Raw genomic sequence first — 23,736 nt, 5'->3', positions numbered from 1 at the left:
TCTCAGCCCTTGCCGCCCGCAGCCTCGCCGCCGTCGCGCGTGGCCCAGCCGCCGCCCAGCGTCTTGTAGAGCGTGACCTGGTTCTGCAGCTGCAGCAGGCGCGTCGTCACCGCCGATTGCTGCGCCGTGAACAGCGAACGCTGCGCGTCGAGCAGGTCGAGCGCGCTGGCGATGCCGTTGCGGTAGCGCAGGTCGGAGAGCTTGAAGCGCACGGCTTCCGCATCGGCCTGCGCACGCTGCGCGCGCACCTGCTCGCCCAGCGTGGCGCGGCCCGCGAGCGCATCGGCCACTTCGCGGAACGCGGTCTGGATCGACTTCTCGTACTGCGCCACCGCGATCTCGCGCCCGGCCTTGGCCGAGTCGAGCGTGGCGATGTTGCGGCCGGCGTCGAAGATCGGCAGCGTCACCGTGGGCGCGAACGACCACGCCTTGGAGCCGCGGTCGAACAGGCCCGAGAACTCGCTGCTCGCGGTGCCGATGGAGCTCGTCAGCGACACGCGCGGGAAGAAGTTCGCGCGCGCCGCGCCGATGTTGGCGTTGGCCGCTATCAGCTGCTGCTCCGCCGATCGGATGTCGGGCCGCTCTGCCAGCAGGTCGGAGGGCAGGCCGGCCGGCACGTCGGGCATCGGCTTGATGCCCTCCAGGCCCTTGGCGCCACCGGCCGTTGCGTCGGCAGGCACGGGCGCGCCCAGCAGCAGGGCGAGGGCGTTCTCGTCCTGCGCGCGGGTGCGCTGCTGCTGCGCATAGGAGGCGCGCGCCGTTTCCAGCAGCGAGTTCGCGGCCTGGAAGTCGAGCTCCGACGACACGCCGTTGTCGAAGCGCATCTTGGTCAGGCGCACCGACTCCTCGCGCGTGACCATCGTCTGGCGCGTGATCTCCAGCAGCTCGTCGTCGGCCAGCAGCGTGAGCCAGCCGTTGGCCACCGACGCGATCAGGCTGATCTGCACCGCCTTGCGGGTCTCGTCCGTGGCGAGGTACTGCGCCAGCGCCTGGTCCTTCAGCGCGCGGATGCGGCCGAAGAAGTCCAGCTCCCAGGCCGTGAAGCCGAAGTTGACGCTGTACGAAGAGGCCACGCTGCCCTGGCTCGGGTCGATCGCCTGGTAGGCGTTGGGGCTCGAGCGCGAGCCCGTGCCTGTCAGGCCGAGCGCGGGGAACAGGTTCGAGCGCTCGATCTGGAACTGCGCGCGCGCCTGCTCGATGTTGAGCACCGACACGCGCAGGTCGCGGTTGTTCGCGAGCGCCGTGCGGATCAGGCCCGCCAGGCGCGGGTCGGTGAAGAAGTCCTGCCAGGGCAGGTTGGCGGCCGCCTGGCCCGGTGGCTGCGACGGATCGCCCGGGTAGGTGGTGGGCACCGGCGCGGCGGGGCGCTCGTAGGTCGGGATCAGCGAGCAGCCGGCCAGCAGCATCGCCGCGGCCAGTGCGGTGGGAATGAATTTCTTAATCATGTTTCGTTTCCTCGGCGGAGATGCCGGCGGCTTCGGCATGCCGCTTGTCGGCTTCATGCTGGCGCTTGCTGCCCTTGAACAGGCTGCGCACCACCACGAAGAACACCGGCACGAAGATCACGGCCAGCGCGGTGCCAGTCACCATGCCGCCGAGCACGCCGGTGCCGATGGCGCGCTGGCTTGCGGAGCCGGCGCCCGAGGCGATCACGAGCGGCACCACGCCCAGGCCGAAGGCCAGCGAGGTCATGACGATCGGGCGGAACCGCAGGTGGGCGGCTTCCAGCGCCGACTCGATGACGCCCTTGCCCTGCGCCTGCAGGTCCTTCGCGAACTCGATGATCAGAATGGCGTTCTTCGCCGAGAGGCCGATGATGGTGATCAGCCCCACCTGGAAGTACACGTCGTTCGAATACGCGCGCAGCATCGTCGCCACCAGCACGCCCAGCACGCCCAGCGGCACCACCAGGATCACCGACAGCGGGATCGACCAGCTCTCGTACAGCGCGGCCAGGCAGAGGAACACCGCCAGGATCGCGAAGCCGTACAGGATGATGGCCTGCGAACCGGCGAGCTTTTCCTCGCGCGACTGGCCGGTCCATTCGTAGCCGAAGCCGGCGGGCAGCTGCGATGCGAGCTTCTCCATCTCGGCCATCGCCGCGCCCGTGCTGTGGCCCGGAGCGGCGTCGCCGCTGATGCGGATCGCCGGATAGCCGTTGTAGCGCACCGTCTGCGTGGCGCCCGTCACCCACTTGGTGGACGCGAAGGACGCCAGCGGCACCGGCTGGCCCTGCGTGTTGCTGGCGTTCAGCTTGAGCAGGTCGTCGGGCTGCATCCGCGCCGGGGCGTCGGCCTGCACCACCACGCGCTGCAGTCGGCCGCGGTTCGGGAAGTCGTTGATGTAGCTCGAACCCAGCGCGGTCGACAGCGTCGCATTGATCGCGTCGAAGCTCACGCCCAGCGCGTTGGCCTTGTCGCGGTCGATGTCGATCTGCAGCTGCGGCGCGTCTTCCAGGCCGTCGGGGCGGACCTGCGCCAGCACCTTGCTCTGCGAAGCCATGCCCAGCAGCTGGTTGCGCGCGGCGATCAGCGCGTCGTGGCCCGCGCCCGAGCGGTCCTGCAGCCGGAAGCTGAAGCCGCTGGCGTTGCCCAGTTCGGGAATGGGCGGCGGGCTCAGCGGGTAGATGAAGGCGTCGCGGATGCCCGAGAGCGCGCCGAAGGCACGGCCGGCCAGCGCGCTGGCCGAGTGGGCCGGGTCCTTGCGCTCTTCCCAGTCCTTCAGCGTCACGAAGGCGAGGCCCGCGTTCTGGCCCTGGCCCGAGAAGCTGAAGCCCATCACGCCCACCATGCTCTGCACTTCGGGCTGCTTCAGGATGAAGCCCTCGACCTGCTGCATGACCGACAGCGCACGCTCCTGCGTGGCGCCCGGCGGCAGCTGCACGTTCACGATGATGTTGCCCTGGTCTTCCTGCGGCAGGAAGGAGCTCGGCAGGCGGGTGTAGGTGAACACCACCGCGCCGATGATCGCGACGTAGATCACGAGGTAGCGCGCGGCGCGGCGCAGGATGCGCGCGACCACGCCTTCATAGCCCTTGGCCGTGCGGGAGAAGCCGCGGTTGAACCAGCCGAAGAAGCCGGTCTTCTCGTGATGATGGCCCGCTTCCACCGGCTTGAGCAGCGTGGCGCACAGCGCCGGCGTGAGCGACAGCGCCATGAAGGCCGAGAAGGCGATCGAGGCCACCATCACCGCCGAGAACTGGCGGTAGATGTTGCCGGTGGAGCCCGCGAAGAAGGCCAGCGGCACGAACACCGAGATCAGCACCACCGTCACGCCGATGATGGCGCCGGAGATCTGCCTCATGGCCTTGCGCGTGGCTTCGAGCGGCGAGAGCCCCTCTTCGCTCATGATGCGCTCGACGTTCTCCACCACCACGATGGCGTCGTCCACCACGATACCGATCACCAGCACCATGCCGAACATGGTCAGCACGTTGATCGAGAAGCCCAGCGCCAGCAGCGAGGCGAAGGTGCCCAGCAGCGCGATCGGCACCACAATGGTGGGGATGATCGTGTAGCGCCAGTTCTGCAGGAACAGGAACATCACCACGAACACCAGTGCCACGGCTTCCAGCAGCGTCTTGACCACTTCGGTGATCGAGATCTGCACGAAGCGCGAGCTGTCGTACGGAATGGCCCACTTCACGCCCTGCGGGAAGTAGCGCTCGAGCTCGGCCATCTTGGCGCGGATCGCCTTGGCCGACTGCAGCGCGTTGCCGTTGGGCGTGGGCTGCACGCCGACGCCGACCGCGGGCACGCCGTTCAGGCGCGCCGAGGTGGCGTACGACTGGCCGCCGAGCTCCACGCGCGCCACGTCCTTCAGCCGCACGGTCGAGCCGTCGGTGTTGGCGCGCAGCACGATGTTCTTGAACTGCTCGACGTTGGCCAGCTGGCCGTTCACCGTCACCGTGGCCGCGATGGCCTGGCCGGGAATGTTGGGCAGGTCGCCCAGCGTGCCCGAGGACACCTGCGCGTTCTGCGCGCGGATGGCGTTGTTGACGTCGGTCACCGACAGGTTGAAGCCCTGCAGCTTGGCCGGGTCGACCCACACGCGCATCGCGTTCTCGGAGCCGAAGAGCTGCGCCTGGCCCACGCCGACCACGCGCTGCAACTCGGGCACGACGTTGCGCGCGGCGTAGTCGCCGAGCGCCACCGGGTCGAAGTTCGGGTTGTCCGAGGACAGCATCACGAACATCAGGAAGTTGTTGCGCGACTTGTCCACGCGCACGCCCTGCTGCGTCACGGCGGAGGGCAGGCGCGGCGTCGCGCGCGACAGCCGGTTCTGCACGTCCACCTGCGCGAGGTCGTCGTTGGTGCCGGGCTCGAAGCTGATCGTGATGGAGCCGGTGCCGTCGGCCTGGGCCACCGATTCCATGTAGATCAGGCCCGGCGAGCCGTTCATCTCGCGCTCGATGACGGACAGCACGCTGTCCTCGAGCGTCTGCGCCGAGGCGCCGGGGTAGGCGACGTTGATCACGATGGCGGGCGGCGCCACCGGCGGGTACTGCGAGATCGGCAGCTGGGTGATTGACACGCCGCCCACCACCAGGATGAACAGTGCGATCACCCAGGCGAAGATCGGTCGGTCGATAAAGAATTTGGCCATTTGCGGGCGCGCTCCTGATTACTTCTTCTCGGCCGGGGCCTTGTCGGCCGGAGCCTTCTCGGCGGAGGCGGCTGCCGCGGGCGCGGCTGCCTCGGCGGCGGGCTTGGGCGCGCCGCCGTTGGGGTTCGGCTTGGTCCACGGGACGGCCTTCACCGGCGTGCCGGGCGGCATCATCTGCAGCTTCTGGAAGCCGTCGACCATCACCTGTTCGCCGGCCTTCAGGCCGTCGAGCACCACCCACTGGTTGTCCTTGGCGGCGCTGATCTTGACGGTGCGCTTGCTGATCTTGCCGTCCTTGTCGACCACCGACACCGTGTCGCCCTGCTGCGTGCGCGTGACGGCCTGCTGCGGCACCGTGATCGCGTTGGTGGCCTGGGCCTGCTCGAGCTTCACGCGCACGTACAGGCCGGGCAGCAGCTCGCCCTTGGGGTTGGGCACCTCGGCGCGCAGCGTCACCTGGCCGGTGGTGGAGTCGACCGTGAGGTCGGAGAAGAGCAGCTTGCCTTCGAGCGGATAGTCGGTGCCGTCTTCGAGCACCACGCGGATGGTCGCGGCCTCCTCGCCGCTCGCGCGCTTGTACTGGCCGGCGGCCACGGCGCGGCGCAGCTTCATGGCGTCGGAGGCCGACTGCGTGAAGTTCACGTACAGCGGGTTGATCTGCTGCACCACGGCGAGCTCGGTGGCGTCGCCCTGGCCCACCAGCGCGCCTTCGGTCACGAGGGCGCGGCCGATGCGGCCCGCGATGGGCGAGGTCACGTCGGCATAGCTCTGGTTGATCTTGGCGGTCTGCAGCGCCGCACGGCCCGAGGCCACGTCGGCCTCGGCCTGCTTGGCGGAGGCCACGGCGGTCGCGTATTCCTGCTTGCTCACGGCATTGGCCTCGACCAGCGGCTTGTAGCGCTCGGCCAGGGCCTTGGCCTGCACGGCGTTGGCTTCGGCGCGCGCCAGCGTGGCCTGCGCGTTCTGGGTGGCGGCCACCAGCGGCGCCGGGTCGATGCGGAACAGCAGCTGGCCGGCCTTCACGTCGCTGCCTTCGCGGAATTCGCGCTTCAGCAGGATGCCCGATGCGCGGGCGCGGACCTGGGCGATGCGGGAGGCTTCGAGGCGGCCGGGCAGTTCGGTAACAAGTCCGACGTCCGTCGGCGTGGCCACGACCACGCCGACTTCGGGCGCGGGATGGCCGCCGCCACCGCCTCCGCCGCCCGGACCTCCGGGCGCATCGCTCTTGCCGCAGCCCGCGAGGACCAGCAGGACGATGGCGGCCACGGTCGCGAGGCGCGGCGAAAAGGACGATTGGCGCGAGACATGCAGGAGAGGCATGCGATTCCTTTGATGCGAAGACGGGAGATGGCGGGCTCGCGGCGCGAACCGGAAACCTGTACAGCCAGGTCGGCCATCGGGGAAGCCGGCTAGTTTACATACATTCATGGATGTATAGTGACAGCCAGGCAATGGCCCCACGATACATAGAGGGCGTTGCCTTTACAAATCAGGAGACTTGGTGGCACGTCGTACGAAGGAAGAAGCATTGGCCACGCGGCATCGGTTGCTCGATGCCGCGGAGCTGCTGTTTCAGGCGCAAGGCGTCTCGCAGACCACGCTGCAGCAGATCGCGCAGCAGGCCGGCGCGACGCGCGGCGCCATCTACTGGCACTTCAAGGACAAGGCCGATCTCTTCAACGCGATGATGGAGCGCGTCATCCTGCCGCTGGAGACCACGCCGAGGGCGGCCGCGACCGCTCCCAACGTCGAGGACCCGCTGGCCGAGATCGAGGAGGGCATGGTGCACGCGCTCACCCTCATGACCACCGACCCGCAGGTGCGCCGCGTGTTCGACATCGCCACCCACAAGGTCGAGTACACGCACGACATGGCCTCGGTGCAGCAGCGCCACCTGGACGCACGCAACGCCTGCGTGACCGATTTCGAGAAAGCCCTGCGCATGGCCGCGCGCCGCGGCCGCATCAAGCTGCCGGTGCCGGGCCATGTGGCCGCGCAGGGGCTGCACGCGCTGATCAGCGGGCTCATCCAGAACTGGCTGCTCGACCCCCAGGCCTTCGACCTGGTGCCCACCGGCAGGCGCACCTTCAGGGTCTACCTGGCGGGCCTGGGCTTCGTCCGGCCGTCGCCGGGCGCACCCGTCGAGGACGAAGCCGAAACCGTCGTCGCCTGATAGGCGATAATGCGTGGCTCCGGTGCATGCCGGACCCAGATTCCTCGCTGTATTTCAACGGATAGAATTCGGCCCTCCGAAGGCTGAGATCCAGGTTCGATTCCTGGCGGCGGGACCAATTGAGAAGCCGGACACTTGCAAAGGTGTCCGGCTTTTTGTTTTTTCCCCGCCCTCGGGTATCGACCGGCGTGGCGGCGCGAGCGCTTGGCTCGACCCTTCTGGAGGAAATCACCCCGCTTCCCGGGCGGGGATCGTGATGAGACGGGCGCGCCGTCAGAACTTCGCCTGCAGGCCCGCCACCACCTGCCGGCCCATGCCGGGCAGCACCGTGAGGTTGTTCCAAGAGGCGACGTAGAAGGTCTTGTCGAACAGGTTGTTCACGTCCAGGGTCAGCCGGACGCGCGGGTTGATCTGCCAGTAGGCGGTCAGTCGCACGGTCGTGTAGGCCGGCAGGCGGTAGGTGTCGGTGGCGTTGCCGGTGCGCTCGCCCACATGCACCAGGCCGCCGCCGATGCCGTAGCGGCCGTCGAGCAGCCTGTCCTCGCGGATGGCGAACAGGCCGCCGCTGACGCGCGGAATGTTGGCCAGCCTGCGCCCGAGCATGGCGGGGTTGTTGTCGCGGGTGACTTCGGTGTCGGTATAGGCCAGGTTGCCCGTCAGGCGCCAGTGGGCATCGAGCTGCCCCGCCACGTCGGCCTCGAAGCCGCGGCTTCGCGCCTGCCCGGCGGCGACGTTGAAGTTGGCGTTGGTCGGGCTGCGGGTGAGCACGTTGCTCTTGCGGATGTCGAACACCGCCATCGTGGCGCTCAGGCGCTCGTCGGCCGAAAGCCATTTGGCGCCCGCTTCCAGCGCGCGCCCGGACTGCGGCGCGAACGCGTTGCCGTTCTCGTCGCCGCCCGAATTGGGCCGGAACGATTTGCCCGCGCTCGCGTAGAAGGACAGCCGGTCGTCGACCAGGTAGGTGATGCCCACGCGCGGCGACGTGGCCGAATGGCTCTGGACGGTGGTCTTGCGCGCCAGCAGGTCCTCGTAGTCCTGGTGGAAGCGGTCGAAGCGCACGCCGGCCAGCAGCTTCCAGTGCGGCGACAGGTCGATCTGGTCCTGCACGAAGACGCCGGTGGCGCGCTGGCTGTCGCGCGTGTTGAACAGGGGCGAGAGCGGCGCGGTCCGGGCCCGGCCGTAGACCGGGTTGTAGATGTCGATCGCGTAGGGCGCCGTGGCCACGCTCGAGTAGTCGCCGTACTGGCCCATGAAGAGCCTCCAGGATTCCACGCCCGCCAGCAGCGTGTGGCCGATGCCGCCGGTGGCGAACTTGCCCTCGACCTCGGCCTGCACCGCCGTGTCGCGCGACGGCAGGCTGCGCCAGCTGTCCCGTCGATTGAGGGTGCGGTTGTCTGCCCGCAGCGTGCTGTTGAGGTCGACTGCGTCGCCGAAGTAGCGGGTCTCGCGGTAGGAGGTGCCGACCCGGGCGCGCCAGCCCTGGCCCAATTCGCGGTCCACGGTCAGCTGATGGGTGTCGCCCTCGATGTGCATGTTGCCCCGGTCGGGCTCGCCCAGGAAGCGGTCGCGCGGAAGCACGCCGACGTTACCGTTGATCTGGATCACGCCGCGATCGAGCGGCGCGCGGATGCGCACCAGCTCGGCCTCGTACTGCACCACCGTGCGGCTGTCGGGCGTCCAGGTGAATGCCGGCGCAAGCACCTGCTTGCGGCTGTCGATCAGGCTGCTGCGGCTCGCGCCGTCCTCGGCCACCGCGTTGAGCCGGTAGGCGAAGCTGGTGCCGATCGGGCCGGTGGTGTCCAGCGTCGTGCGCTTGAAGCCCAGCGTGCCGACCTCCACGCCGACGGTGTGCGCGGCGGTGAACTGGGGCTTCTTCGTGACCACGTTGATGGTGCCGCCGGGCTCGCTGCTGCCGTAGAGCGCGGCGGCCGGGCCTTTCAGGAACTCGACGCGCTCGACGCTCGCCACGTCGCGCTGCGGTCCGTAGCCGCGGCCCGATGGAAAGCCGTTGAGCAGCGAGCCGCCTTCCGTGTTGCTGAAGCCGCGGATCGCGAAGTTGTCCCAGGTGCCGCCGAAGTCGTTGAGACGCGCGATGCCGCTGACGTAGTCGATGGTGTCGCCCAGCCGCGTCGCGCCCAGGTCCTCGATCAGCTGGCGCGGCACCACCCGCACTGCCTGCGGTACTTCGATCAGCGGGGTCTCGGTGCGCGTGGCGGCGGTGCCGGCGCGAGGGCCCGCATAGCCCGAAGCCGAGCCTTCGGAGCGTTCCTGGATTTCGATCGTCCTGAGCGTGCCGGAGGTGTCGGCGTCGGCCGCCTCCTGCGCGAACAGGTCGGAGCCGGGCGTGAGCGCCAGCATGGCGGCGAGGGCGGATGCGGCGCGGGGAAAACGGGAGGGAGAGCTTGGAGAAGAAAGCACGGAGAGGATGTCGCGAGGAGGGGAGAGAAGAAGCTTCGCCAGGCGCTGGAAGCCTGGCGGGAGGCTCGAAGCCGGGGCGCGAATCCTAGCACCCAATGAAAACAACTCTCATTTACACGATGGTCACATTTGAGCCGGCTTTGACGAAGCTACGGCCGGGGCGCAGGCTCGACAGCCATCCAGACAATGCCGTTTCTCCCGCTGGCCTTGGCGCGGTAGAGCGCGACGTCCGCTGCCTTCGTCAGCGCCTCGAGCGACGTGTGATTCGACCGGCGAACCGTGGTGCACCCGATGCTCACGGTCACGGGCGGCAGGTCCTGGGTGCCGCTGCGAAGACGGGTGCCCTCGGCTTCGGCGCGTATGGCCTCGGCGACCTGCATGGCCCCCGATTCGTCCGTGTCGGGCAGGACCACCACGAACTCTTCCCCGCCATACCTCGCCGCGAGATCGCCGCGCCGGCGGACGTGACTTGCGATGCAGGCCGCGAGATGCTGCAGCGCGACGTCGCCCTGGGCATGGCCGTACTCGTCGTTGTATCGCTTGAAGTTGTCCGCATCCACGAAGAGCACCGAGAGACAACTGCCGCTGCGCTGCAGCCGGTCCCACTCGTTCTCCAGCGCCGCGTCGAGTGCGCGCCGGTTCTTCAGGCCCGTGAGCGAGTCGGTCTGGGTCAGCTCCCTCAGGTGCTCCTCGGCCATCACCCGGCCTCGCAGTGCGAATGCGAGGAGCCACACGCCCCCGCAGAAGGCGCTGCCCACCAGCAGCGAGGAGAGGCCCACCATCCACGAGAGCTTCTTCCACGGGGCCAGCGCGTCGTCCATGGCGGGTGCGACCACCGCGATGAACGGCGTCCCGGGTACGCGCTGGAAGGTGTACAGGCGAAGCGTTCCGTCGATGGCCGACGGCGCCGCGTAGAAGCCGGACTCCCGATCCAGCATGCGAGGAAAGGTCGGCGACTCCTTGAAGCTGTAGTCGACCATGGCCGGCGTCCGCGCGACCAGCGTTCCGTCCGTTCGCACTATCGATGCCACGCCGTGCGGGCCGATATCGAGCTTGTCGAGCAGTTGGCTGAAGTACTCGAGGTCGATGGCCACGAGCGCCGTCCCGGCGAAGGCGCCGTCCGCCCGATTGATCCTGCGGCTCAGCGCGATGGCCTCGACGCCCCCGCGCGAGCGTGCGCGATAGGCCTTCGAGACATAGAGGCCGACCTCGGGAGAGTCGCGATGCACGGTGAAGTAGTCCCGGTCGCCGAAATCCCACTGGTGCGTGCTGGAGCAGCAGCCGTCCATGAGCCGGCCCTTGTCGTCGGTGACGCCCATGCCGGTGACATAGCGGGCGGACAGCGTCGAGCCGAACAGCAGTTCGTGCCGGACCTCCGGGTCCAGGTTGCGGATGGCAGGCTTGTCCAGCGCGGCGATCAGCATGAGCAGCGATTGGTCCGCCGACTCGATGGTGCGCGAGATGTTGCCGGACAGGACGGCCGCGACGTTCCTCGACATGCCGTGCGCATGCTCGACGGCCGTTTCCCGGTCCTTCCAGAGCGTGAGGGCGCTGATGAACAGCACGATCAGGGTCAACACTGTCCCCAGTGCGCCGACGATCATTGGATGGTGGCCCGCCAGTGTGGCGAGCCTCTGGGCGCGAGGACGAGGGGGCATGGCGTATTGCTTGACCGATGGATGTCGCAGGCTGCTCGATGCGTGCTTGCAGGGCTCGAGGTCGCCCGGGAGCTGGGACGCGAATTCGGGACGTGCCCACCCCTCGTTCGCGCGCGAGCCACGTCCCCGCTTGCCGCTTTCGCGCGGAATTTCCCGCGGCCAGCAGGCCGAGTCACGCAGTCGTTCGTTTATATGCGTGACGGGGTTTGTTGAACTAATCCACTACCTGCCTGCCTGCGCGGCGGCAACGAGCCAGCGAGCCCCTGGCCCTCGGCGTCGCCGGCGGCGTTCAGCGAACCCAATCCTGGAAGCGGTAGTAGGCGCCCACGATGGGAAGAAACCACGGCTTGCCGAAATGGCCGGGGATCGCCGGCCAGTCGAAGTCGCGCCATGGATTGAGGTCGGCGCGGCCGTCCAGCACCTCCGCCATGATCGCGCCCATGTAGGTCGACATGTGGGTTCCGTGGCCGCTGTAGCCCATGGAATAGAAGAGCCCGTCGCGCTCTCCGGCGCGTGGCAGGCGGTCGCTCGTCATGTCAACCATGCCGCCCCAGCAGTAGTCGATGCGGGTGTCCCTGAGTTCGGGGAAGAGCTCCACGAGCGATCGCTGCAGGATGGCGCCGCTCTTTTCATCCGACGCGGGGTTGCTCGCCGCAAAGCGCGCGCGGCCGCCGAACAGGAGGCGGTTGTCGGGCGTGACGCGGAAGTAGTTGACGAAGTTCTTGGTGTCCGTCGTCATGCGCCGACGCGGCGTGAGGCGGTCGAGCACCTCGACCGGCAGCGGCTCGGTCACGATGATGAATGCCCCGACGGGAACGATGCGGCGGCGGATCCAGCCCAGCGGCCCCACGGCCGAGGTGCCGGTCGCCAGCAGCACCTGCCGGGCGTGGAGGCTGCCGCGGGGCGTGTCGACCCGATGCGCCGAGCCGCCCTGGCGTTCGAGGCCGGTGACGGGCGTGTTCTCATGGATGCGCACGCCGCGCCTGGCCGCCGCCACGGCCAGGCCGTGGCCATAGCGGCCCACGTGCATGCCTGCGCTCTTGCGCAAGACCAGGCCGCCGAAATATCGATCGGAGCCGATCTCGCTGCGCAGTTCCGCCCGCGTGAGCATGTGGGTGTCGGGGTCACATTCCTTCTCCATCAGCGCCTGCGAACGCGCCAGCTTGTCGTAGTGCTCCGGCTTGGCGGCCAGCTTGAGCTTGCCGACGCGCTTGAAGTCGCAGTCGATGCCTTCCTCGGCGATCAGCGACTCCACCTTGCACACGCCCGCATCGAAGGCGCGATAGAGCATGTTGGCGCGCTCTCGCCCCAGCCTGCCCGCCAGCGCGCAGTAGTCCTGCGCGAAGCCGTTGTTGCACATCCCGCCGTTGCGGCCGGAGGCGGCGCTGGCCACTGTCGCGGCCTCGAACACCGCGACGCTCGCCCCCTTCTTCGCCAGTGCGATGGCGGCCGACAGCCCGGTGAAGCCTGCGCCCACCACGGCGACATCGACGCTGCCGGCGGGTGCATCGGTCTGCCCTCCGGTGAACCTGGGGGCGGTATCGAGCCAATAGGGCATCAGTTTCATGAACGAACTTCCAGCGCCCGCGAAGACGCATGCAGGTGGAGATGAAGGTCAGCCGAACGACTGGTTGGAAAGGGCGAACAGGCGTGCGGTTGCGCCGGCATCGACCGGGTGCGCCCGGGCTTCGCGCACCATGGCCACCGCGCTGCCGACGCAGGGCAGGCCCGATTTCTCCAGCCATGGAGACAGGCCGGCGGCATCCGTCACGTCGATGCGAAGGAACCGGCCGCGGGCCTGGCGGGCCAGCGCGGCGATGAGGCCCGTTGCGTCCGCCGCGGCATCTGCGCCGGACGCGACCACCGGACCGATCACCAGGCCGCGCCCGAACTCCCGCATGCAGGCGTAGGCCGACGCGCCGGTCCCACGGTCGAGGACCATCGTCGTTCCCGCGCCGAACAGCGCATCCAGCAACGCGGTCCGGTCCATGCCCGTGGCGGCGAGATCCAGTTGCCGCACCTTGCCGGCGTCCGCCGCGTGCATCGGGCGCACGCCCGCCGGCACGGGTGCGGCGGCCAGGGCGACCGTGCCGTCCATCGCGGCCTGGTGCTGGAACACCCGGCCGCGGGCGACGAACCCGAACCGCGCATAGAGCGGGAGCCCTTCCTTCGTGGAGTTCAGCAGCACCGTGCGGTCGCGCGCCGCGTCGAGCAGGCTGCTCACCAGGGCGCGCCCCAGGCCCTGCCCCTGCATGCGCGCGTCGACGATGATCATGCCCACCGAGGCATGCGTCCGGCCGTAGGGCCACCACAGCGCCGTGGCGACCAGGCGGCCGTCGGCCTGCGCCGCAAAGCCCTGGCCGAGATCGAAAGCGAAGCGCCAGTCGGCCTCGCGATACGGCCAGTCCAATGCGGCGGACAGCCTGACCGCATCCGCCAGATGCGCCTCGCGCAGCGCGATCAATTGCGGCGGCGGCATCCTGCGCGCCGGTGCGTTCAGGCCGCGGGAGGGCTCGGACATCGTGGCGATTCCTAGAAGTCGGCCACCTTCCCGCGCGCCGAGGCGAGGAATCTGTCCGGGTGGTAGGGGCGGGGATCGACCAGAGGGGACGTGCCGCCGACGATGTCGGCAATCAGGTGCCCGGCGCCCGGGCCGATGCCGAAGCCGTGGCCGCTGAAGCCTGCCGCCAGCACGAGCCCAGGCAGGCCCGGCATCTCGCCGATGCCGGGGACGCCGTCGGGCGTGCTGTCCACATAGCCGGCCCAGGCGGCGGTCACCGAACTGCCCGCCAGCGCCGGCACCAGTTCGACCGCGCGCCTGTACGTCAGGTCGACAACCGGGGCGTCGGCCTTCGGGTCGAGGATGCGCATGCGCTCCATCGGCGTGATCTCGTCGAGCCGCCATCGGGCGCAGCCTTCATGGCCCGAGCGGATGCCTTCGAGTCCACCGGGCGCCAGATTGCGCCATCTCCGCTGGAACATCGGCAGGAACTGCGGCGCAAAACGCAGCAGCTGCGGCGTCGGGTCCACGCGCCCCCGGCCGCTGATGGCCAGCGTGTAGCCGCCGTCGGCGCGGCGCGTCATGGACACGCCGGTCGTGTGGAGCGCGGCGGGAATGTCCTTGCCCGCGGTGGTCACCGACAGCGCCGTCTGCCGGATCGCGGCCTGGGGAAAACGGATGCCGTATTGGCGGCAGAACGAGGACGCCCACGCGCCTCCGGCGAGCACCGCGACCCTGGTGCGGATCGTTCCGCTCTCGGTGACCACCGCGCAGACCTGGCCGCCTTCGGTTTCGAGGCCTCGCGCCGCGCAGCCCTGGTGCACGGTGCCGCCTAGCTTCATGATGGCGCGCGCCACCGCTGGAGCGGCACGGGAAGGGTCCGCGGTGCCGTCGGTCGGCGCGAAGACGCCGCCCTTCCACGGCTTGCCGGTCGCGCGGCCGCGTTCCGCCGCTTCGCCCGCGGTCAGCATGCGCGTCTGCACATTCACGGAGCGCGCGAATTCGCCCCAGCGCGCCCAGCCGTCGAGTTCCTTCTCGCTGTTGCTGAGGTAGAGCAGCCCGCATCGGCTGAACCCGGTGACCTCGCCGGTGTCCTCGGTGAATCGCTCCCACAGGTCCAGGCTCTTCGTGGCCATCGGCAGTTCGCGCGCGTCCCGGTTCTGCTGCCGGCACCAGCCCCAGTTGCGGCTCGATTGCTCGGCGCCCACGCGCCCCTTCTCGACCAGCGCGACCTTCATGCCGCGCCTGGCCATGTAGTACGCGGCAAAGACGCCGACGATGCCGCCGCCGATCACGACGACGTCGGCATGCGTCGGCAGTTCAGGGCTGGACTCGACGGCGGATAGAGGCGCAGGCATTCTCGGTATGTCCCTTGAGCGTCAGTGAAAACTTGAAGGCATGCGCGGCGGCGATGGCGGTCGATTCCCGCAGGCGGCGTCAGTAGCCGACGATCGCCTTGGTCTCGAGGTACTCCTCGAGCCCGTGCACGCCGTACTCGCGGCCGTTGCCGGAGCGCTTGTAGCCGCCGAACGGCGCGTGGCTGTTCCATGCCGAATAGTTGATGTGCACCTGGCCCGCGCGCAGCTGCGACGCCACGCGCCGCGCCCGCTCGCGATCGGCGGACTGCACGGCCGCGCCGAGTCCATAGACCGTGTCGTTGGCGATGGCGATGGCCTCTGCTTCATCGCGGTAGGGCATCAGCACCAGCACGGGGCCGAATATCTCTTCCCGCGCCACGCGCATGCCGGGCGTCACGTCCGAAAAGACCGTCGGGCGCGCAAAGTAGCCGTGGGCCAGGCCCTCGGGCCTGCCCGGGCCGCCGCAGACCAGCCTGGCGCCTTCGTCGATTCCGCAGGCGATCATCGACTGCACCCTTGCGTACTGCGCGGCGTTGGCGATGGGGCCCATCGATGTCTTCTCGTCGCGCGGGTCGCCGACCACGATGCCGGAGACCGCCTCCGCGGCCAGCGATTCCACCTCGGCCAGCCGCGACGCAGGCACCAGCATGCGCGTCGGCGCGCTGCACGACTGGCCCGCGTTGCGCATGCCCGCGAGCACGCCCTTCGCAACGCCCTGCCTGAAGTCGGCGTCGTCGAGGAACAGGTTCGGCGACTTGCCGCCCAGTTCCTGCACGACGCGCTTGACGCTCACGGCGCCCGCCTGGGCCACGAGAACGCCGGCGCGCGTCGAGCCGGTGATGGAGATCATGTCGACGTCGGGGTGCGCGGCCAATGCCGCACCGACCACCTCCCCCGTGCCGCCCACCAGGTTGAAGACGCCGGCGGGCGTGCCGGCGTCGTGCATCACCTGCGCGAAGAGCCGCGCGCTGAACGGCGACAGCTCGCTGGGCTTCAGGACGACCGTGCAGCCGGCGGCGATCGCCGGCGCGACCTTGGCGGTGATCTGGTACAGGGGCCAGTTCCAGGGCGTGATCAGCGCGCACACGCCGATCGGCTCCTTGGCGATCGCGAAGGAGTCCTTCTGGGAGAGGAACTCGTATCGCTCCAGCACTTCGATCTGTGCGCGCACGTGGGCGATCCCGAACGGCACATGGGCAGTTCGCGCGAAGCCGATGGGTGCTCCCATCTCCGTCGTGATGGCCTGTGCGAACTGTTCCGCCCGCTCTTCCAGCAGTGCGAGGATCCGGCCCAGCAGCGCCACGCGCTCGCCGACCGTGCTCCTGGAGAACGAACCGAAGGCGCGGCGCGCCGCGGCGACCGCCAGGTCCACGTCCGCCGCGGAGCCGGCCGCGACATGCCCCGCGACCGCTTCGGAAAACGGATCGACGACCGCGATGCTCGGGGTTTCGGCGCGGGCCTGCCAGCGTCCGTCGATATAGAAGGAGCGCGCGCCGTCGCCGTCGCCGTCGCTGCTGTTGTTGCTGTTGCCGTTGTCAGGTGCCGTCATCGGGCTTCACCCCACGTGTGGTTCGGCTGTGAAGGGGCAACGCGGCTCAAGCGGTCACCCATACCTTGCGCACGGTCTCGATGGTGCGCCATGTGCCGACGTAGCCCGGCTTCATGATGAAGCAGTCGCCGGCCCGGTAGGTGATGGGCGCGTGGCCCTGCTCGGTGATCTCCACCACGCCGGAGAGGATCAGGCAGAACTCCCACGTCTGCCCCTTGATGGAGTGATTGACGCCCACCGTCGACTCGAACACGCCGGCGCGCACCGTTCCGTCCTTCGCGCTGTCGACGTCCCAGTTGCGGCACACGATGTCGCCTTCGATGACGCGTTCCGCCGGCGGACGGTATTCACGGGGCTCGCCGAGTTTGTCGAGTTCGAAGGGGATGAGAAGCCTGGACATCGAAAGCCTTTCTTGCGGGTTCAATGCCGATCAATGCTAAGGAAAACGCTGCCGCATTGATGCTGAACGATGCAGGGAGAAAAGCGTGAAATGTGCGTTTGCGGGGGGCCCTCGGTGGATCGTGCCGCGGCGCCGGGTTCCATCGAAACCTGCACGCCCGGTGCCTCGGGCCGGCAGCGGGGTCACTTGCCGATGGCCGCCGATTCGCCTTCTTCCCACGGCGGATCTCGCAGGGCCTCCACCAGAAAGTCGACCATCACCCGCACCTTCGCACTGAGGTGGCGCCGGCTTGCGTAGATCGCCAGGATGTCGATGGGAGGCATGCGAAAGCCGGGCATGACCTCGACCAATCGACCGGCCCGCAAGTCCTCTCCGATCACGAAGCTCGGCTGCCAGATCACGCCGACGCCGGCGAGCGCCGCGGCACGGGCGGTTTCGCCGTTGTTCGCCCGCAGCGCCCAGCGCACGCGCACGGACTCCAGCGTCCCGTCGGGGCCGGCGAACTGCCACTCGTCGGATGTGGCGCCGTACGTGTAGCCCAGGCACTGGTGCCGCCAAAGGTCCGCCGGGACCTCGGGCATGCCATGAGTCGCCAGGTATTCGGGTGAGGCGCACACCAGGTTCTGCGAGCGGCCCAGGCGGCGCGCGATGTGGTTGCCCGACGTGGTCCGCGAGATGCGGATGGCCAGGTCGTAGCCTTCTTCGACGATGTCGACCACGCGGTCGATGAGCGCGATGTCCAGCTCGACGTCGGGATACTTCGCCATGAACCTCGGCCACAAAGGCGCCAGCACGATGCTGCCGAAACTCAGCGGCGCGTTGATGCGCAGGCGCCCGCGCGGCTGGAGCGAGGCGGTGGTGGCCAGCGCCTCCGTCTCCGCCACTTCCTCGAGGATCGACTTCGCCCGATCGAACAGCGCTTCACCGCCCTCGGTGAGCGACAGGCGCCGCGACGTGCGGTTGATCAGCCGCGTGCGCAGGTGGGCTTCCAGCTCGTTGACATAGCGCGTCACGTTGGCCGGAGAAGTGTCCAACGCGTCGGCCGCCTTGGTGAAGCTGCCCCGCGCGACCACCGTGACGAACACCTCGTAAGCACGCAGTCGGTCCATGGCAGTTGGCTCCAATCATTCAGGAAAGCTGAATGAGTAAACCATCTTTGGGCTCTTTCTGGAAGTGAAGCTGAATCATAAATTTGCGTCACCTCGAAACACAGAAAGGAAGTTCAGCATGACACCGACCCAGCCCACCTCCCTTCCCAGCCCTGCCCGCCGGACGCTGATCGCTGGCGCGGCCGCGGTCGGCGCCGCACTTGCCATGGGTGCCCCGGCGCATGCCGCACCGGCCATCGACGCGGTCCCGGGCTTCCGCGCAGGCAGCGCGCAGGTGAACGGCACCCGCATCGCCTACCGCATCGGCGGCTCCGGCCCGGCCGTCGTGCTGCTGCACGGCTACGCCGAGACGGGGCATATGTGGAATCCGCTGATGCCGCTGCTCGCGAAGACGCACACGGTGGTCGTGCCCGATCTTCGCGGGGCCGGCAATTCGTCGAAGCCGGAGACGGGCTACGGAAAGAAGAACATGGCCGTCGACATCCATGAGCTGGTCCGCTCGCTGGGCATTCGCAGCGCCAGCATCGTGGGCCATGACATCGGCTTGATGGTGGCCTACGCGTACGCTGCCCAGTTTCCTTCGGAGACGGACAAGGTGGTGCTCATGGACGCCTTCCTGCCCGGCATCGGCGCATGGCAGAACGTCTGGCTCCTTCGCGACCTCTGGCATTTCCACTTCCACGGCCCGACGCCGCTGGCGCTCGTGAGCGGGCGCGAGCGCATCTATTTCGAGCATTTCTGGAATGACTTCGCGGCGGACCCCAAGCATTCCGTGCCCGAGGCCGATCGCCGGTTCTATGCAAAGGCCTACGCGCAACCTGGCGGCATGCGTGCGGGATTTGAATATTTCAAGGCCTTCGAGCAGGATGCGGCAGAGTTCGCGGAATTGGGCAAGACGCCGCTGCCCATGCCGATGCTGGTTCTCTCCGGCGAAAAGGCGGGCGGGACGTTCCTGATCGAGCAGGGCAGGATGGTGGCGACCAACGTGCAGGGCGTGATCGTCAAGGGGTCCGGGCACTGGCTGATGGAAGAGGCGCCGGGCCAGGTCATCCCGGCGCTGATCGACTTCCTGGGCCAGGGCTGACGGGCCCGACTCGCCTCCCGACGGCACGGGTGGCAAATCTTCACGGACACGGACTTCGAACCGACAAGGAGAACGGACATGGACCTTCGACTCAATGGCAAGCTGGCGCTGGTCAGCGGCAGCACGGCCGGCATCGGCTACGCCATCGCGCACACCCTGGCCCAGGAGGGCGCGAGCGTCATCGTCAACGGCAGGTCGCAGGCGGCGGTCGACGAGGCGGTGGAGCGCATCCGCCAGGAGACGCATGGCACGGTGACCGGCCACGCCGCGGACCTGAGCCGGGCCGACGCCGCCGAGGAGGTCGTGCGCCGCAACCCCGGCATCGGCATCCTCGTGAACAACCTGGGCATCTTCGAAGCCAAGGCTTTCGAAGACATTCCCGATGAAGACTGGCAGCGCTTCTTCGACGTCAACGTGCTGAGCGGCGTGCGCCTCGCGCGCCTGGTGCTGCCCGAAATGAAGCGCACGAACTGGGGAAGGATCATCTTCATCTCGAGCGAAAGCGCGGTGCAGATTCCGACCGAGATGATCCACTACGGCATGACGAAGACCGCGCAGCTCGCGGTTTCGCGCGGCCTCGCGGAAGCGGTCGCCGGCACGAACATCACGGTGAACAGCGTGCTGCCAGGCCCGACGAAATCGCGCGGCGTCGGCGACTTCGTGGAAGGCATGGCGCGATCGAGCGACAAGAGCTTCGAACAGGTCGAGGCGGAGTTCTTCGACCACGTCCGCCCCACGTCGCTGATCAAGCGCTTCGCCTCGCCGCAGGAGGTGGCCTCGCTCGTGGCCTACGTGGCAAGTCCGCTCGCGTCGGCGACCACGGGAGCGGCACTGCGCGTCGACGGCGGTGTCGTCAAGAGCGCCTTCTGACGCGGAGCCCCGAGGCCGCCTGCCAGGAAGTGGGACCGCCATGACCAACAAGCCCAAGCCCGCTATCGCCCGCATTTGGCGAGGCCGAACCCGGCCCGAAGTTGCCGACGAGTACGAAGCCTACAACCGCGCCGAGGGCGTGCCGCCGTTGGAAAGGACCGCGCTCGGCGTCCAGCTCCTGCGAGAGGACCGCGAGGACGAAACCTGGTTCACGACCATCTCTTACTGGCCCGACATGGAATCGATGACCGCCTTCACGAAGGGCGATCCGCTGACCGTCCACCACCTTCCGCGGGACAAGGAGCTGCTGATCGAATTGCCCGAGAGGATCCAGATCCATCGCATCGTCGTGGACCGGTAGAGCCTTCTGCGCCCGCGCCGGTCGATTGCGGACCGGCGGAACGGGGAGCATCGGAAGCGGCATACAAACCCCGCCAGCTTTGTCCGACGTGCGGGCCGGCGCGAAAAACACACACTGCGTGCTTCTTCGGTTTTGGCGGTAGGAATTCGGAGGAACACATATGAGCAGTCGCAATCGACGAGGCCATCAGCATCCACAGCCGCCGGGAGGGGAGTTCTGGCTCCTGCTCGCCATGGCGGTGTTGATCGCGACCATCGCCCTGCTGCATCTCGCCGTCGAACGGGAGCGTGCGGCCGGGACCGTCCAGTTCGAATTTCAGAATGCCGTCCGCGACATCGAGCGTCCCGCGGGGACAGGCACAGGCCTGCGCTGACCGCTCCCTGCATTCCGAATGCTTCGCCGAGACAACTCTGGGGACAGTTCCGGAACAAGTGGGGCCTTATCCACAGCCGGAGCGACCTCCAGGATGTTGTTCCATTTCCGATTGCAGGCCGGAAGCAGGCACACGCACAGTGGTACGGGGACCGCAAGTCCTTGTCGCGCAAGGAAAAAACGCTGCTGTCCACAGCGCGGGTTTACCCTTATCTACTACTACTATCTTTAAATAACAGAGTAAGTAGATAAGAAGCGGAAGCTGGCCGACCGCGGCCACGCGCGCCATCCGGCTGCCGGAAATCGCGAACGACCGGCTCGTCGGGCATCGACCTGTGAACATTCGACACCCCGGCGGTCGAGGGCGGGTGTGTGGCTCGGCCGGTACGCGCAATCGTTCACGAATCCGCGTGCCATCTCGCCGCTGCCGGATGGAAGGCCGTGCGCGCCCGGATACTCCGACGAAACATGCCGCCGATCAGAGCGGCGATTTCAGGGAGGATCCATGTCCATCTTCGATGGCACGTGCCGGCATGTTCGCCCGGCGCCGTGCGCCGTTGCGTTTGCGTCCGCGGTGGTGCGATGACGCGCCGGGTTTCCATTCAGACCCCCTTGGGGGAGGCGCTGCAGTTCCACCGGCTGACCGGCCGCGAGGCGCTGAGCCAACTCCACGACTTCGACGTGGAACTGCTGGGCAGCAGCAACAACGTCGATCCGAAAGCGCTGCTCGGCAAGACCGCCACCGTGGCGATGCAGACCGAGAGCGGCGGCACGCGCTACCTCGGCGGTGTCGTCGCGTCCTTCGGCCTGGCCGGGGAGGACGCACGGCACAGCTTCTACCGCATGAGGCTGCGCCCGTGGCTGTGGCTCGCGACGCGGCGCAGCGACTTCCGAATCTTCCAGGGCAGGACCGTTGCGGACATCGTCGCCGACGTGCTCGAAGCCTACGGCTACCCCATGGAGAAGCGGCTGGCCCGCGAGTACCGCGTGTGGGAGTACTGCGTGCAGTACGGCGAGAGCGACTTCTCCTTTGTCTCGCGGCTGTGCGAGCTGGAAGGCATCTACTACTACTTCCGGCATGAGGCGCAGCGGCAGGTGCTGGTGTTTGCGGATGACGTGCCGGGCTCGCACGATCCGTTGCCTGGAGGGGAGACGGTGCGGTTTCATCCGCTGGAGAAGGCGGGAATGACCGGGGGTGGCGATGGTTTGAACGAACGCATCCATGAATGGCGCACGAGCGAAGAAGTCCGCTCCGGCCTGCACTTCACAACGACTACGACCCGCTCAAGCCAAAGGCGGATCTCTCCAGCCGACGGGAGCTGCGCACCGGCCACGCGCACGACGGCCTCGAACTCTACGAATGGCCCGGCGGCTACAGGCACTACGACGACGGCGAGGCCTGTGCACGCACCCGCATCGAAGAGCAACTCAGCGGCGGCAGCGTTGCCAGCGGTCGCTCCAACAGGCGAGAGCTCGCGCCGGGCTGCATCTTCGAGCTGGCGGGCCACCCGAGGGACGATCAGAACCGCAAGCACCTTCTGATTGCCGTCGACTACGAGTTGAGGGAGAACCTCCGAGCCACCGAAGGCGCCGATGCCGGCGAAGGCTCCGTCCAGCGCTTCGGCTTCGAGGCGCAGCCCGTGAGCCATGCGTGGCGGCCGCCGCGCATCACGCCCAAGCCCCGCACCCGCGGACCCCAGACCGCCATCGTTGTCGGACCGAAGAACGAAGAGATCTGGGTCGACCAGTACGGCCGCGTGAAGGTGCAGTTCCACTGGGACCGTATCGGGCAGCGCAACGACAACTCCAGCTGCTGGATCCGCGTGTCCATGGCCTGGGCCGGAGAGACTTTCGGGGCGGCTGCCCTGCCGCGCGTAGGCCAGGAGGTGGTCGTCGATTTCCTGGGCGGCGACCCGGACTGTCCCATCATCACCGGCCGTGTGTTCAACGCCGAGAACATGCCCGCGTGGCGGCTGCCCGACCAGCAGAACCTATCGGGCCTTCGCAGCCGCGAATTGAATACCGGTGCAGCAGGCGGATCGCGCGGCAACCACCTGGTGCTTGACGATCAGCCCGGAAAAATCCAGGCACAACTCAAGAGCGACCATCTCAGCAGCAGCCTGAGCCTCGGCCACATCGGGCGCATCGACGACACGGCAGGCCGCAAGGACGACCGGGGCGAGGGCGCCGAGCTGCGTACCGATGGGCATGCCGCGGTGCGCGCCGCAAGGGGCTTGCTGCTCAGCACCGAGCCGAGGCCCGGTGCCGAAGCGCACATCACCGATCTTGGAGAAACAGTCGCGCGCCTGACGGCCGCGCGCGACCTGCATGAACGCCAGAGCCAGACTGCCCAGGAAGCGAAGGCGCACGAAGCGGGCGACCAGGACGCGGTCACGCAGGCCCTCAAGGAACAGAACGACGCGATCAAGGGCCACCCTTCGCGGCAGGGAGATTTCCCTGAACTCTGCGAACCGCACCTCGTGCTCGCCAGCGCGGCCGGCATCCACAGTACGGCGGCAGGTGCCACCCACATCGCCAGCATCACGCACAACGCGCTGAGCAGCGGCGGGCACACCAGCATCAGCGCCGGCAGGAGCTTTCTGGTGAGCGTGAAAGAGGCTGTACGTCTTTTCGCACACAAAGCCATCCGCCTGACCGCAGCCACGGCCGGCATCGACATCGTCGCACTGCAGAACAGCATCAACCTGCTGGCCAGGCTCGACATCAAGCTGGAGTCCGACAGGATCAGCATCACCGCCAAGGAAGAAATCGTCGTCAACGGCGGGGGTAGTTTTTCCAGGTGGAGCGCCTCGGGCATCGTTCACGGCACCCAGGGCCTTTGGCGCGAGCACGCAGCCACCCACAGCTATGCAGGGCCGATGGACATGGCCAAGCGCCGGCGCATGGAAGGCGTGAGCCACGACGACAAGTACAGCGTGCGCTTCGCGCCCCTCGGCAGCGACGAGATCTTCAAGCACGTGGGCATGTCGGGGCTGCCTTACCGGATCCTCGGCGAGAAGCGCCAGACGCTGGCAGAAGGCGTCATTCCCGACAGCGGGCGATTGCCCCGCGTCGCGTTCGAAACGCCGGACGAGGCAGTGCTGGTGGTGGGAGAAGAAGCCTGGGACTGGACGCCCGTTCCAACGATTCGCACCGAGCCAGACAGCGCGGAAGACGATGCCCGGGCCGATGACGACGGCGAGACCGAGTCGCCGGGAGCGGAGGACTCCATGTATGCATCGGCTGTCGAAGTCCATCTGAACGGCTTGGTTTGAGCAA

General features: G+C 68.1%; 16 protein-coding genes, 1 tRNA gene and 1 pseudogene. 7 read left to right on the top strand and 11 right to left on the bottom strand.

Annotated elements, in window-relative coordinates; all coding sequences use genetic code 11:
• Positions 1–2 precede the first annotated feature (2 nt).
• The 3 genes from FHT32_RS31215 to FHT32_RS31205 are packed head-to-tail and all read right to left on the bottom strand — an operon-like array spanning position 3 to position 5,925.
• A complete protein-coding gene (locus FHT32_RS31215) occupies positions 3–1,445 on the bottom strand; it encodes an efflux transporter outer membrane subunit (RefSeq protein WP_176668430.1) in 1,443 nt (480 codons plus the stop codon).
• Positions 1,438–4,605, bottom strand: a complete 3,168-nt coding sequence (locus FHT32_RS31210) for an efflux RND transporter permease subunit (protein ID WP_176668429.1) — start codon at positions 4,603–4,605, stop codon at positions 1,438–1,440. The genes FHT32_RS31215 and FHT32_RS31210 overlap by 8 nt, the downstream gene beginning before the upstream one ends.
• Before the next feature lie 18 nt (positions 4,606–4,623).
• On the bottom strand, positions 4,624–5,925 hold the full coding sequence (locus FHT32_RS31205; protein ID WP_176668428.1) for an efflux RND transporter periplasmic adaptor subunit: 1,302 nt from the start codon (positions 5,923–5,925) through the stop codon (positions 4,624–4,626).
• A 178-nt stretch (positions 5,926–6,103) separates the two neighbouring features.
• Here FHT32_RS31205 and FHT32_RS31200 point away from each other — a divergent pair, with 178 nt between their 5' ends.
• On the top strand, positions 6,104–6,778 hold the full coding sequence (locus tag FHT32_RS31200) for a TetR family transcriptional regulator (RefSeq protein ID WP_176668427.1): 675 nt from the start codon (positions 6,104–6,106) through the stop codon (positions 6,776–6,778).
• 43 nt (positions 6,779–6,821) lie between these two features.
• Positions 6,822–6,896: transfer RNA gene (locus FHT32_RS31195), tRNA-Arg, on the top strand.
• A gap of 155 nt (positions 6,897–7,051) precedes the next feature.
• Here the strand turns inward: FHT32_RS31195 and FHT32_RS31190 are convergent.
• The 8 genes from FHT32_RS31190 to FHT32_RS31155 all read right to left on the bottom strand — a co-directional run bounded on the left by FHT32_RS31190 (position 7,052) and on the right by FHT32_RS31155 (position 17,770).
• Positions 7,052–9,136 carry a TonB-dependent siderophore receptor gene (locus tag FHT32_RS31190; protein ID WP_176668426.1) on the bottom strand — a complete coding sequence of 695 codons (2,085 nt, stop codon included), beginning with the start codon at positions 9,134–9,136 and terminating at the stop codon, positions 7,052–7,054.
• A 209-nt stretch (positions 9,137–9,345) separates the two neighbouring features.
• Positions 9,346–10,854, bottom strand: a complete 1,509-nt coding sequence (locus FHT32_RS31185) for a GGDEF domain-containing protein (protein WP_176668425.1) — start codon at positions 10,852–10,854, stop codon at positions 9,346–9,348.
• 289 nt (positions 10,855–11,143) lie between these two features.
• The gene (locus FHT32_RS31180) at positions 11,144–12,421 is read right to left on the bottom strand and encodes an FAD-binding oxidoreductase (RefSeq protein WP_176668424.1); all 1,278 of its coding nucleotides are present in this window, start codon (positions 12,419–12,421) and stop codon (positions 11,144–11,146) included.
• 48 nt (positions 12,422–12,469) lie between these two features.
• Positions 12,470–13,375 carry a GNAT family N-acetyltransferase gene (locus FHT32_RS31175; RefSeq protein WP_176668423.1) on the bottom strand — a complete coding sequence of 302 codons (906 nt, stop codon included), beginning with the start codon at positions 13,373–13,375 and terminating at the stop codon, positions 12,470–12,472.
• An 11-nt stretch (positions 13,376–13,386) separates the two neighbouring features.
• On the bottom strand, positions 13,387–14,712 hold the full coding sequence (locus FHT32_RS31170) for an FAD-binding oxidoreductase (RefSeq protein WP_176668422.1): 1,326 nt from the start codon (positions 14,710–14,712) through the stop codon (positions 13,387–13,389).
• A 79-nt stretch (positions 14,713–14,791) separates the two neighbouring features.
• Positions 14,792–16,261, bottom strand: a complete 1,470-nt coding sequence (locus tag FHT32_RS31165) for an aldehyde dehydrogenase family protein (protein ID WP_176668421.1) — start codon at positions 16,259–16,261, stop codon at positions 14,792–14,794.
• A gap of 46 nt (positions 16,262–16,307) precedes the next feature.
• Positions 16,308–16,661 carry a cupin domain-containing protein gene (locus FHT32_RS31160; protein ID WP_176668420.1) on the bottom strand — a complete coding sequence of 118 codons (354 nt, stop codon included), beginning with the start codon at positions 16,659–16,661 and terminating at the stop codon, positions 16,308–16,310.
• Positions 16,662–16,843: 182 nt separating this feature from the next.
• Positions 16,844–17,770, bottom strand: coding sequence for a LysR family transcriptional regulator (locus FHT32_RS31155; protein WP_176668419.1), 927 nt, complete (start codon positions 17,768–17,770; stop codon positions 16,844–16,846).
• Between the two features lie 118 nt (positions 17,771–17,888).
• On the opposite strand from FHT32_RS31155, the gene FHT32_RS31150 reads away from it, so the two are divergent.
• From FHT32_RS31150 to FHT32_RS35315, 5 genes and pseudogenes are all read left to right on the top strand, one after another.
• The gene (locus tag FHT32_RS31150; RefSeq protein WP_176668418.1) at positions 17,889–18,854 is read left to right on the top strand and encodes an alpha/beta fold hydrolase; all 966 of its coding nucleotides are present in this window, start codon (positions 17,889–17,891) and stop codon (positions 18,852–18,854) included.
• Between the two features lie 78 nt (positions 18,855–18,932).
• Positions 18,933–19,724 (top strand): SDR family NAD(P)-dependent oxidoreductase, encoded by a 792-nt coding sequence (locus FHT32_RS31145; protein ID WP_176668417.1) that lies wholly within the window; start codon positions 18,933–18,935, stop codon positions 19,722–19,724.
• A 40-nt stretch (positions 19,725–19,764) separates the two neighbouring features.
• Complete coding sequence (locus tag FHT32_RS31140) at positions 19,765–20,085, top strand: antibiotic biosynthesis monooxygenase (RefSeq protein ID WP_176668416.1); 321 nt, start codon at positions 19,765–19,767, stop codon at positions 20,083–20,085.
• A gap of 160 nt (positions 20,086–20,245) precedes the next feature.
• Entirely contained in the window at positions 20,246–20,458 is a 213-nt protein-coding gene (locus FHT32_RS31135; protein WP_176668415.1) for a hypothetical protein, read from the top strand.
• A gap of 581 nt (positions 20,459–21,039) precedes the next feature.
• A pseudogene (locus FHT32_RS35315) lies at positions 21,040–23,732 on the top strand (type VI secretion system Vgr family protein).
• The last annotated feature ends 4 nt before the right edge of the window (positions 23,733–23,736 follow it).

Origin of the sequence: Variovorax sp. SG517 (assembly GCF_013376045.1) — a bacterium.
In the GTDB taxonomy this organism is placed as follows: Bacteria; Pseudomonadota; Gammaproteobacteria; order Burkholderiales; family Burkholderiaceae_C; genus Variovorax.
This window is presented reverse-complemented; position numbering and strand designations above follow the sequence as displayed.